The organism is Isoptericola cucumis, from assembly GCF_014635665.1.
GTDB classification, from domain to species: domain Bacteria; phylum Actinomycetota; class Actinomycetes; order Actinomycetales; family Cellulomonadaceae; genus Isoptericola; species Isoptericola cucumis.
On sequence record NZ_BMDG01000019.1, the window covers coordinates 50,380 to 60,733 of the forward strand.

The window sequence follows — 10,354 nt, forward strand, 5'->3', positions numbered from 1 at the left end:
CGTCGAAGATGGCGTGCGCATGCGCTCATCCTGCCGCACGACGGCTGCCGCGGCGGGCACCGTCCGCTCATTCTTCACCGTAGAAGACCCGCTCCACCACGGCCCGGGCCCGCCGGGCGGTGCGCAGGTACAGGTCCTCGACCTCGCCGCCGTTGCCGACGTCGCCCAGCAGGCCCGCGACCCCGGTGAGCGAGCGGGCGTCGTGCGGGAGCACGTCGACCTGAGGGCCGGTCGTGCGGCCCGACCACAGCACGACCGCCGAGCGCAGCCGGGACGCCAGCACCCACGCGTCCCGCAGCTGCGCGGCGTCGTCCGCGTCCAGCAGGCCCGCGTCCTGCGCGGCCTCGAGCGCCGCGACGGTCCCGGTGGTCCGCAGGGCCGGCACCCGGCCCGCGTGCTGCAGCTGCAGCAGCTGCACGGTCCACTCGACGTCGGTCACTCCCCCGCGTCCGAGCTTGAGGTGGCGCGCCGGGTCGGTGCCGCGCGGGAGCCGCTCCGCCTCGACCCGCGCCTTGATGCGCCGCACCTCGCGCAGCTGCGTGTAGTCGAGACCGTCCGCGCGGTAGCGCAGCGGGTCGACCAGCGTCGTGAAGCGCTCCCCCAGGCCTGCCGTCCCCACGTCACCGGCGACCGGGCGGGCGCGCAGCAGCGCCTGCGACTCCCACACGCTCGACCAGCGCTCGTAGTACTCGGCGTAGGACGCGAGCGTGCGCACGAGCGGGCCCTGTCGTCCCTCGGGCCGCAGGTCGGCGTCGAGCGGCAGCGCGGGCTCAGGCCCGACGGCGGACAGCAGCTTCTGCAGGCGGCGCGCGGTGCGCAGGGCGAAGTCCTGCGCCACCTGGGGGTCGGCGCCCGGGGCCGGGTCGTGCACGAACAGCACGTCCGCGTCCGAGCCGTACCCCATCTCCCGGCCACCGAAGCGGCCCATCGCCACGACGAGCAGGCGGGTCGGGTCCGCGTCCTGCGACGTCCCGAGGCCCAGGTCGGTGCGCGCCGCGTACGCCGCCGCGCGCAGGCCGCCCGCCACGACGACGTCGGCCGCGTCCGAGATCGCCGCGGCGGCGTCGACCGGCTCCAGGTACCCCAGGACCTCCGCCGCGCCGGTGCGCGCGAGCTCGCGGCGCCGCAGCGCCCGCAGCCGGGACACCGCGGGCTCGACCTCCTCCGCTCGCGTGAGCACGGCGTCCGCCTCCGCGGCGAGACGCTGCGCCCCGCGCGGCTCCAGGCCCGCGGCGTCGGCGAGCCACTGCACGGACTCCGGGGACCGCGCGAGGGCGTCCGCCAGGTAGGTCGAGGAGGACAGGAGCTGCGCCAGCCGGTACGCGGCGTTCTCCGAGTCGCGCAGCAGCCGCAGGTACCAGGGCGTCGCCCCGAGCTCGTCCGACAGCTTGCGGAAGGCGAGCAGCCCGCCGTCCGGGTCGGCGCCCTCGGCGAACCACCCGAGCAGCACGGGCAGGAGCTGGCGCTGCAGGGCCGCACGACGCGACGTGCCGGCCGTCAGGGCGGTCACGTGCCGCATGGCGCCGTCGGGGTCGCGGTACCCGATGCCCGCGAAGCGCTCGCGCGCCATGTCCGGCGCGAGCGCGAGCTCGTCCTCCGACAGCTGCGCCGACGCCGGCAGCAGGGGACGGTAGAAGACCTCCTCGTGCAGCGAGCGCACCTCCCGCCGGGTGGCGCGCCAGCGGCGCAGCAGCCCGTCGGCGCCCTCGGCGCGCATCCCGAGCGACCGGGCCAACCGGCGCAGGTCGTCCTCGGCCGTGGGCAGCAGGTGGGTGCGCCGGAGCCGGAAGAGCTGGACGCGGTGCTCCAGCGCGCGCAGGAACCGGTAGCAGACACCCATCCGGGCGGCGTGCTCGCGCCCCACGAAGCCGCCGGCCGCGAGCTCGGAGAGGGCCGTCAGGGTGTGCGGCGAGCGGATCCGCGGGTCGGTGCGCCCGTGCACGAGCTGCAGCAGCTGGACGGTGAACTCCACGTCGCGCAGCCCGCCCTTGCCGAGCTTGATCTGCCGGTCCACCTCCGCGGGCGGCACATGCTCCTCCACGCGGCGGCGCATCGCGCGGGCGTCCTCGACGAAGTTCTCCCGGTGTGCCGCCGTCCAGACGAACGGGTGGACGGCGTCGCAGTACGCGCGCCCGAGCGCCGCGTCGCCCGCCACCGGTCGGGACTTGAGCAGGGCCTGGAACTCCCACGTCGAGGCCCACCGCTCGTAGTAGGCGACGTGGCTGGCCAGCGTGCGCACGAGCGGACCCTGCTTGCCCTCCGGCCGCAGCGCCGCGTCGACGGGCCACAGCGCCGGCTCGGCGGACGACGAGGAGCACACGCGCTGCAGCGCCGTCGCCAGGCGCGTCCCGGCCGCGAGGGCCTCGTCCTCGTCCGGGACGGTGCCGTCGGCACGCTCGCCGGGCTCGCCCACGTACACCACGTCGACGTCGGAGACGTAGTTGAGCTCCCGCCCACCCGTCTTGCCCATGCCGATGACGGCGAGGCGCACGCCGTCGGCCTCCTCGCCCACCTCGGCCCGCGCGACGGCGAGGGCCGCCTCCAGGGCCGCGGCCGCCAGGTCCGCGAGCGCCGCGGCGACCGCGGGCAGCCGCGCCAGCGGGTCGTCGGCGGTGAGGTCGCTCGCCGCGACGCGCAGCAGCCGGGACCGGTAGGCGCGTCGCAATGCGTCGGTCGTGGTGGCCGCCTCCGGGTCGGGCCAGGCGGGGGACGGTCCGGAGTGCGGGCCGATGTCCTGCGCGGCGGCGGCCACCGGGACGTCGGCGTCCGGGTCGGCCCCGACGGCACGCAGCAGCTCGGCCCGCACCGCCTCGGAGGATGCCTCGACCGGGTCGTCGTCCGTGGCAGCGAGCGCGTCCAGCAGCGCGGGGCGGCGCACCACCTCGTCCCCGAGCGCCGACGACGCCCCCAGCACGGCCAGCAGCCGTGTCCGGGCGAGACCGTCCGACGTGCCCGGGCGCGCCGCCAGCACCGTGGCGACCCGGTCCTCGGCGTCCGGCTGCTCCGCGAGCCGGACCAGCTGCAGCAGCGCCAGGTCCGGGTCGGCGCTCGCGCCCAGCGCCGGGAGCACGGTCTCGTCGGCGTCGGGGGGCAGCACCCGCTGCAGCGCGCCGTCGGCCCACAGCGACGCCGACCGCGTGAGGTCGGCGAACCCCGCCTGCAGGAACCGTCGCGTGGCGCTGGCGGGACGGCCGGCCCCCGTGCTCACGACCCGACCCTCAGAGGAACTGCAGGAAGCGGCGCAGCTCGTACGGCGTGACCTGGGCGCGGTAGGCGTCCCATTCCTGGCGCTTGTTGCGCAGCACGTAGTCGAAGACGTGCTCGCCGAGGGTCTCCGCGACCAGCTCCGAGCTCTCCATGAGGTCGACGGCGTCGTCCAGCGACTGCGGCAGCGGCGCGATGCCCAGCGAGCGCCGCTCGCGGTCCGTCAGCTCCCAGACGTCGTCCCCGGTGGCCTCGGGCAGGTCGTAACCGTGCTCGATGCCCTTGAGGCCGGCGGCGAGCAGCACCGCGAACGCCAGGTACGGGTTCGCGGCCGAGTCCAGGGCGCGGTACTCCACCCGCGCGGAGTTGCCCTTGCCCGGCTTGTACATCGGCACCCGCACGAGGGCGGACCGGTTGTTGTGGCCCCAGCAGATGTAGCTCGGCGCCTCGGCGCCGCCCCACACGCGCTTGTAGGAGTTCACGTACTGGTTGGTGATCGCGGTGATCTCCGCGGCGTGCACCAGCAGGCCGGCGATGAACTGCCGCGCCGTCTTGGACAGCTCGAACTGCGCGCCCGGCTCGTGGAAGGCGTTGCGGTCCCCCTCGAACAGTGACAGGTGCGTGTGCATCCCCGAGCCTGGCTGGTCGGCCATCGGCTTGGGCATGAACGACGCGAACACGCCCTGCTCGAGGGCCACCTCCTTCACCACGGTGCGGAACGTCATGAGGTTGTCCGCGGTGGTGAGGGCGTCGGCGTAGCGCAGGTCGATCTCGTTCTGGCCCGGGCCGGCCTCGTGGTGGGAGAACTCCACCGAGATGCCCATCGACTCCAGCATCGTGATGGCGGCGCGCCGGAAGTCGTGCGTGCTGCCGCGGGCCAGGTGGTCGAAGTAGCCGCCGTTGTCGACGGGGACCAGCGGGTCCTCCGGGGAGGCGACCTGGTTGAACAGGTAGAACTCCACCTCGGGGTGCGTGTAGAAGGTGAATCCGCGGTCGCTCGCCTTCGCGAGCGTGCGCTTGAGCACGTTGCGCGAGTCCGCGAGCGACGGCTCGCCGTCCGGCGTGAGGATGTCGCAGAACATGCGCCCGGTACCGTGCCGCTCGCCGCGCCAGGGAAGCACCTGGAACGTGGTGGGGTCGGGCTTGGCGATCATGTCGGCCTCGTACACGCGCGTGAGGCCCTCGATCGAGCTGCCGTCGAAGCCGATGCCCTCGGCGAACGCCTGCTCGAGCTCGGCCGGGGCGACCGCCACCGACTTGAGGATGCCGAGCACGTCGGTGAACCAGAGCCGGATGAAGCGGATGTCGCGCTCCTCGACCGTGCGGAGCACGAACTCCTGCTGCCTGTCCATGCCCCCATCCTGCACGACAAGTGTTAAGAGCGGATGACATGCGACCGATACGCTGTCCGCCATGGCGACAGGCGACAACGCAGTTCAGGCTGCCGATGCTCCCCGGCGGCGGCGCTACCGGGTCCACCACCTCGCGCAGGCGAAGGAGCAAGGCTCCAAGATCACCATGCTGACGGCGTACGACGCGGTCACCGCCGCCGTCTTCGACGCCGCCGGCATCGACGTCCTCCTCGTCGGCGACTCCATCGGCAACACCATGCACGGGCACACGACGACGCTGCCCGTCACGGTCGACGACATGATCCCGGCGGCACGTGCCGTGGCTGGCGCCGCCCGGTACGCGCTCGTCGTGGTGGACCTGCCGTTCGGGTCGTACGAGGCGGGCCCGGAGCAGGCGCTGGCCACCGCCGTGCGGTTCATGAAGGAGACCGGCGCCGCCGCGGTCAAGCTGGAGGGCGGCCGCAGCGTCGCCCCGCAGATCCGCGCGATCACCGACGCCGGCATCCCCGTCGTCGGGCACCTCGGCTTCACCCCGCAGTCGGAGCACGCGCTCGGCGGGCACCGGGTGCAGGGTCGGGGCGAGGACGCCGCGGAGGCCCTGTGCGCCGACGCGCTCGCGGTCCAGGAGGCCGGCGCGGTCGCCGTCGTCCTCGAGATGACGACGGTCGAGGTCGCCGCCCGGGCGACCGAGATCCTGCAGATCCCGACCATCGGCATCGGCGCGGGCCCGGCGACCGACGGCCAGGTGCTCGTCTGGACGGACATGGCGGGCATGACCGAGTGGACGCCGCGGTTCGCCCGACGGTTCGCCGAGCTCGGCACCGCGCTGCGCGAGGCCGCCGAGGACTACGCGGCCGACGTGCGCGGGGGCACGTTCCCCGACGCCGCCCACTCGTTCGAGCGCTGACGCCCCGCCCGCACGGTCACTCCTTGGCGCGCCAGTCGGCGTCCTCCTCGTCCCACGACTCGTTGCGCTGCTGGGCCGTGTCCAGGGCCTTCTCGGCCGCCTCGCGCGTCGGGTAGGGGCCCATGCGGTGCGTCCAGCTCGAGCGGGCCGCGCTCTCCTCGACCTCGCCGGTCGCGGTGTTGTACCAGTACTGGACCGGGTTGTTGTCGCTCATAGGTCGATCCTGCACCAGGATGAGCCCATGACGCAGGTATCCGTGGCACTGGGGATCGACATCGGCGGCTCGGGGATCAAGGGGGCTCCGGTCGACCTGGCCACCGGGGAGTTCGCGGCGGAGCGGGAGCGCATCGCCACCCCGCAGCCGTCGACGCCGGAGGCGGTCTCCGAGGTTCTCGCCCGGCTCGTCGAGGGGTTCGACCTGCCCGACGACGCCCCGGTGGGAGTCGCGTTCCCGGCGCCGATGGATCACGGCGTGGTGCGGTTCATCGCCAACCTGCACAAGTCGTGGAAGGGCGTGGACGTCCCCGGCCTCGTGCGGGACGCCACGGGGCGCGAGGTGCGCGCCGTCAACGACGCCGACGCCGCAGGGGTCGGCGAGGACCGCTACGGCGCGGCACAGGGTCGCGACGGGGTGGTGCTCGTCGTCACGCTCGGGACGGGGATCGGCTCAGCCCTGCTCGTGGACGGGGTGCTCGTGCCCAACACCGAGCTCGGGCACCTCGAGATCGACGGGCACGACGCCGAGCGCCGCGCGGCCGAGTCGGCGCGGGAGCGCGACGACCTGTCGTGGGAGAAGTGGGCGCACCGGCTCCAGCGCTACTTCGAGACGGTGGAGATGCTGCTCTCCCCCGACCTGATCGTCGTGGGCGGAGGCGTGAGCAAGCAGCACGACAAGTTCCTCCCCCTGCTGGACCTGCGCGCGCCGATCATCCCCGCGACGCTGCGCAACCGCGCGGGCATCGTCGGCGCCGCGGCGCTGGCCGCCGACCCGGTGCACGGCCACTGACGCACGGCCACCGGCCGTCCCTCTCGGCGAGTGCCGTCAGCGACGGTCGGGGCCGTCAGCTCGCGGAGCCCTGGAGCTCGCTGTCCTTGCGCGGGTCGTCCCGCACCAGCGCGTCGTCGACGGTGTCGAGGTCCAGCATGTGGAGCACGTCCCGGACGGCCTCGGGCGGATCGTGCACCGTCACCCGCAGGCCCTCGTCGCGCCCGATCCTGCACAGCTGCACGAGGAAGGCCACCCCCGCGGAGTCGATGAACGTCACCCGTGCGGTGTCGACCACCACCGGCAGGTCACGTTCGAACGCACGCGCGAGCGCCGCGCCTGCCTCGTTGCGCAGGGCGATGTCGATCTCGCCCCACATGTCCACCACGCTGACGTCGGGCCGCTCCACGAGCGCGATGCCCCCGGTCTGTGCCCCGCTGGTGAGAGTCACTGCCACACCTTCGTCCCACGTCTCGGCGTCCTGCGCGCCGCTGTCTCGAGCGCTGCGGATCTCTCGCGACCTCGTTGTCGCGACGCCCGCCACCGTACACCGCCCGAGACCCGGAGCGGAACGGAGGCAGAGGATTTCTTTACGGACTGTTCACACGCCGATGCCCTCCATGACGTGGGCGTGGCGGGCCGTCTCGTCAGTCCGTCGAGGTCCCGACCACGAGCACCGGACAGTGGGCGCTGCGCAGCACGGCCTGGCTGGTCGAGCCGAGCAGCAGGCCCCGGAAGCCCCCGCGGCCCCGCGACCCGACGACGACGAGGTCGGCCGACTCGGACAGCTCCGCCAGGGCGCGCGGGGCGCCTCCGTCCATGGCCCGGGCGGTGATGCTCAGCTCCGGAGCGCTCGCACGGACCGGGGCGACGCGGGAGGCCAGCTCGTCGCCGGCCGCCGCCAGCAGTGCCTCGCGGTCCGGTGGCACCGGGGTCCAGGGCAGGTGGGTCCAGCGGTCCGCCGCCAGCGCGTGGACCACGAGCAGCTCCGCGGCGAGGGCGCGCGCCTGGGCCGCGCCCTCGGCCATGGCGGCGTCCGATCCCGGCGAGCCGTCCACGCCCACCACGACGCGCCCGAACCGGCGCACCGTGTCGGCGGTCGGCCCGTCGCCGGGACGAGCGTCAGACGCCGCCTCCGGGGCGCCCCCGTGGCCTTCCCGGAACGGCACCACCACGGTCGGGCACCGGGCGTAGGCCGGCAGGGTGGCCGAGACGGTGCCCAGCAGCCGCTCGGCGAACCCGCCGTGACCGCGCGCGCCGACGACCGCCAGCGCATGGTCACCCGACCGCTCGACGAGCACCCCCGTGGGGTCGCCGGTCGCGACCTCGGTGGTCGCCTCCACCCCGGCCCGCGCCGCGCGCTCCGCGGCCTGGGCGACGGTGCGCTCGACGTGGGTGCGCACCCGCACGTCGTCGGGGACGATGCGCCGGCCCTCCTCGTCGAGGGGCAGGAAGAAGCCGGGCAGGGTGTAGCTGCTCACGACGTGCAGGGCGGCGGCGGTCCGCTTCGCGTACGCGGCGGCCCAGTCCAGGGCGTGGTCGCTCTCGGCGGACCCGTCGACGCCGACCAGGATCGTTGACGCGCTCATCGAGCACCTTTCGCATCTGCTGCAGGCCTGTCCTGCCAGGTCGCGACCACTACATCACGGCCCCGACCCGTGCACATCTCGTCCGCCGTCGCGCCTGCGTCGCGGCCCTTTGAGGCCCCGAACCGGCAGTCCTCGGGCGACCATCCGGCCGCTTGGTGACGATGGAAGGGCGAACACCTGCGAACCGCACCCGCGCGAAGGAGGACCGATGTTCATCCAGCCGCTGCCGTCGCAGCCGTCCCAGTCCGAGATCTCCGGGGAGGAGTGCTGGCAGCTGCTCGCCGGGCAGAAGGTCGGCCGGCTGGCCACGTCCGTCGCCGGTGAGCCGGAGATCTTCCCCGTGAGCTTCGCCGTCGCCGACCACCGCGTCTACCTGCGGACCAAGCCCGGGACCAAGCTCGCCGAGATCACCATCAGCCCCCGCGTGGCGTTCGAGGTCGACGAGGTCGGCGAGGACTCCGCGTGGAGCGTCGTCCTCAAGGGGCGTGCCCGGGCCCTCCGGAGCGAGAGCGAGATCGACGAGGCGCGCGGCACCGGCCTGGTCAGCTATCTCGAGGACGGCAAGAGCGAGTGGATCTGCATCGCGGCCAGCGAGATCTCCGGCCGCCGCCTGGTCCCGGGCGAGGCCTGAACCGCTCAGCCGTGCCGCGACGCGGCGCCGGCCACGAGCTGCCACATCTCGTCGTTCCCGCACTCTGCGGTGATCTCGGCCGTCGCCCGGGCGGCGGCGAAGAAGTCGTCGACGATCGGTGAGGTGCGCGACGCCGCCATCGCGACGAACACCTGGTCGGGCGCGAGGTCCGGGACGGGCACGTAGCTGATGTCCGGGCGCGAGTAGAAGACGGTCTCCGACCGTGCCACGAAGGAGATGCCGCGCCCCGCCGCGACGTGCTCGAGCTTCTCCTCCACCCCGCGAGCACGCAGCCCGGAGTCGGGGTGCGGGCGCCTGGTGGGCTGTGTGCTCGCGCCGGCGTGCCAGACCAGCGGCTCACCGGCCAGGTCGGCCTCGCCGATCTCCTCCTTGCCCGCCAACCGGTGGTCGGTGGGCAGCACCACCATGAGCGGCTCGGTGTAGAGCGGGCTCAGCCGCAGGCCGGTCTCGTCGACGGGCAGGCGCACGAAGCCGACGTCCACGCGCCCGTCGAGCAGCATCGGGGCCTGGTCGTCCCACTCCATGCGCTGCACGTCCACGACCACATCCGGATGCTGGGTCCCGAACTCCCGGGCCGCCGGGATGACCGGGATGCCGGCGCGGAAGCCGACCACCAGCCGCCGGCCGCCGCGCGCCGCCGCGGACACCCGGTGCCGGACGGCGTGCGCGGAGGCGAGCAGCGGACCGGCGTCGTCCAGCAGCTGCCGGCCCGCGTCGGTGAGCGTCACGCCGTGGCTGTCCCGGACGAACAGCGGGGCGCTGAGCTCCTTCTCGAGTGCGCGGATCTGGCGGCTGAGCACCGGCTGCGCGATGTGCAGCCCGTCCGCCGCGCGGCCGAAGTGCAGCGTGTCGGCGACGGCGACGAAGTAGCGCAGCTTGCGCAGGTCCAGATCCATGGGGCCTCCCGGCGGGGCAATGTCCTCAAGGTATCACCGGCGCTGAAAAGGGTCTTGGACACCCGCTCGGGCCAATGGCACCGTTCATGGGGCGGAATGAATTCGGCGGAAGAATTTCCGGATCGATATCCGAGAAGAACATTCCTGAACCACACGTCGCGAGCACAGGAAGAGAGCAGCTCTCATGAGCAACATCACCCTCATCGGTACGGGGAACATGGCCCGCGCCCTCGGCACACGCGCGGTCGCGGGAGGCGACACCGTCGAGATCATGGGACGCGACCAGTCCCGGGCCGAAGACCTCGCCCAGGCACTGGGCGGCGGTGCGACGGCCGGCAAGTGGGGTGCCGTCCCGGCCGGGGACATCGTCGTCACGGCCCTCCTCGCCGACGCGGTCGTCCCGGTCGTCGCCGAGTACGGCGACGCCCTCGCGGGCAAGGTCGTCGTCGACATCAGCAACCCTTTCAACGCCGCGTTCGACGGCCTCGTCCACGGCGAGGAGACGTCGGTCGCGCAGGAGGCCGCCACGGTGGCACCGGCCGGCACCAGCGTGGTGAAGGCCTTCAACACCATCTTCCGGAATGTCCTGGAGAACGGCACTCCCACCGTCTTCATGGCCGGTGACGATGCGCAGGCAAAGGGGCTCTTCGCAGATGAGGGGGGTCAGGGTCTGTCTGATTAACGGTGGGTGGGTCTCGGCCTGACACGCCGAGCAAGGCTTGGCGGGAAGCAGGCAGAGTGACCGAGATCATCGAGCCCGTGACGCTCG

At 73.6% G+C, this 10,354-nt stretch carries 10 protein-coding genes; 4 read left to right on the plus strand and 6 right to left on the minus strand.

What is annotated here, in order from left to right; translation table 11 throughout:
* Positions 1–67 precede the first annotated feature (67 nt).
* Together IEW03_RS20090 and glnA are read right to left on the minus strand one after the other, a co-directional pair.
* A complete protein-coding gene (locus IEW03_RS20090; RefSeq protein WP_188525493.1) occupies positions 68–3,208 on the minus strand; it encodes a bifunctional [glutamine synthetase] adenylyltransferase/[glutamine synthetase]-adenylyl-L-tyrosine phosphorylase in 3,141 nt (1,046 codons plus the stop codon).
* Positions 3,209–3,218: 10 nt separating this feature from the next.
* Positions 3,219–4,556, minus strand: coding sequence for a type I glutamate--ammonia ligase (gene glnA / locus IEW03_RS20095; protein ID WP_188525494.1), 1,338 nt, complete (start codon positions 4,554–4,556; stop codon positions 3,219–3,221).
* A gap of 61 nt (positions 4,557–4,617) precedes the next feature.
* Here glnA and panB point away from each other — a divergent pair, with 61 nt between their 5' ends.
* Positions 4,618–5,463, plus strand: a complete 846-nt coding sequence (gene panB, locus IEW03_RS20100) for a 3-methyl-2-oxobutanoate hydroxymethyltransferase (RefSeq protein WP_188525495.1) — start codon at positions 4,618–4,620, stop codon at positions 5,461–5,463.
* Positions 5,464–5,479: 16 nt separating this feature from the next.
* Here panB and IEW03_RS20105 read toward each other — a convergent pair whose 3' ends face one another.
* Positions 5,480–5,677: an SPOR domain-containing protein gene (locus IEW03_RS20105; RefSeq protein WP_188525496.1), complete on the minus strand. Its 198-nt coding sequence runs from the start codon at positions 5,675–5,677 to the stop codon at positions 5,480–5,482.
* A 27-nt stretch (positions 5,678–5,704) separates the two neighbouring features.
* On the opposite strand from IEW03_RS20105, the gene ppgK reads away from it, so the two are divergent.
* Positions 5,705–6,469 carry a polyphosphate--glucose phosphotransferase gene (gene ppgK, locus IEW03_RS20110; RefSeq protein ID WP_188525497.1) on the plus strand — a complete coding sequence of 255 codons (765 nt, stop codon included), beginning with the start codon at positions 5,705–5,707 and terminating at the stop codon, positions 6,467–6,469.
* Between the two features lie 55 nt (positions 6,470–6,524).
* Here ppgK and IEW03_RS20115 read toward each other — a convergent pair whose 3' ends face one another.
* Together IEW03_RS20115 and IEW03_RS20120 are read right to left on the minus strand one after the other, a co-directional pair.
* Entirely contained in the window at positions 6,525–6,899 is a 375-nt protein-coding gene (locus tag IEW03_RS20115) for an STAS domain-containing protein (protein ID WP_188525498.1), read from the minus strand.
* Positions 6,900–7,095: 196 nt separating this feature from the next.
* On the minus strand, positions 7,096–8,037 hold the full coding sequence (locus IEW03_RS20120; protein ID WP_188525499.1) for a universal stress protein: 942 nt from the start codon (positions 8,035–8,037) through the stop codon (positions 7,096–7,098).
* A gap of 208 nt (positions 8,038–8,245) precedes the next feature.
* Here IEW03_RS20120 and IEW03_RS20125 point away from each other — a divergent pair, with 208 nt between their 5' ends.
* Positions 8,246–8,668, plus strand: a complete 423-nt coding sequence (locus IEW03_RS20125; protein ID WP_229738469.1) for a pyridoxamine 5'-phosphate oxidase family protein — start codon at positions 8,246–8,248, stop codon at positions 8,666–8,668.
* A gap of 5 nt (positions 8,669–8,673) precedes the next feature.
* Here IEW03_RS20125 and IEW03_RS20130 read toward each other — a convergent pair whose 3' ends face one another.
* Positions 8,674–9,585: a LysR family transcriptional regulator gene (locus IEW03_RS20130; protein WP_188525500.1), complete on the minus strand. Its 912-nt coding sequence runs from the start codon at positions 9,583–9,585 to the stop codon at positions 8,674–8,676.
* 184 nt (positions 9,586–9,769) lie between these two features.
* Between IEW03_RS20130 and IEW03_RS20135 the strand changes: the two genes are divergently transcribed.
* Positions 9,770–10,267, plus strand: coding sequence for an NADPH-dependent F420 reductase (locus IEW03_RS20135; RefSeq protein WP_188525501.1), 498 nt, complete (start codon positions 9,770–9,772; stop codon positions 10,265–10,267).
* Positions 10,268–10,354 lie beyond the last annotated feature (87 nt).

Bases quoted from the DNA above. Each gene is read 5' to 3' on its own strand.
- IEW03_RS20120 (WP_188525499.1), bottom strand. From the start codon at position 8,037: ATGAGCGCGTCAACGATCCTGGTCGGCGTCGACGGGTCCGCCGAGAGC.
- IEW03_RS20125 (WP_229738469.1), top strand. From the start codon at position 8,246: ATGTTCATCCAGCCGCTGCCGTCGCAGCCGTCCCAGTCCGAGATCTCC.
- IEW03_RS20105 (WP_188525496.1), bottom strand. From the start codon at position 5,677: ATGAGCGACAACAACCCGGTCCAGTACTGGTACAACACCGCGACCGGC.
- panB (WP_188525495.1), top strand. From the start codon at position 4,618: ATGGCGACAGGCGACAACGCAGTTCAGGCTGCCGATGCTCCCCGGCGG.
- IEW03_RS20130 (WP_188525500.1), bottom strand. From the start codon at position 9,585: ATGGATCTGGACCTGCGCAAGCTGCGCTACTTCGTCGCCGTCGCCGAC.
- ppgK (WP_188525497.1), top strand. From the start codon at position 5,705: ATGACGCAGGTATCCGTGGCACTGGGGATCGACATCGGCGGCTCGGGG.
- glnA (WP_188525494.1), bottom strand. From the start codon at position 4,556: ATGGACAGGCAGCAGGAGTTCGTGCTCCGCACGGTCGAGGAGCGCGAC.
- IEW03_RS20135 (WP_188525501.1), top strand. From the start codon at position 9,770: ATGAGCAACATCACCCTCATCGGTACGGGGAACATGGCCCGCGCCCTC.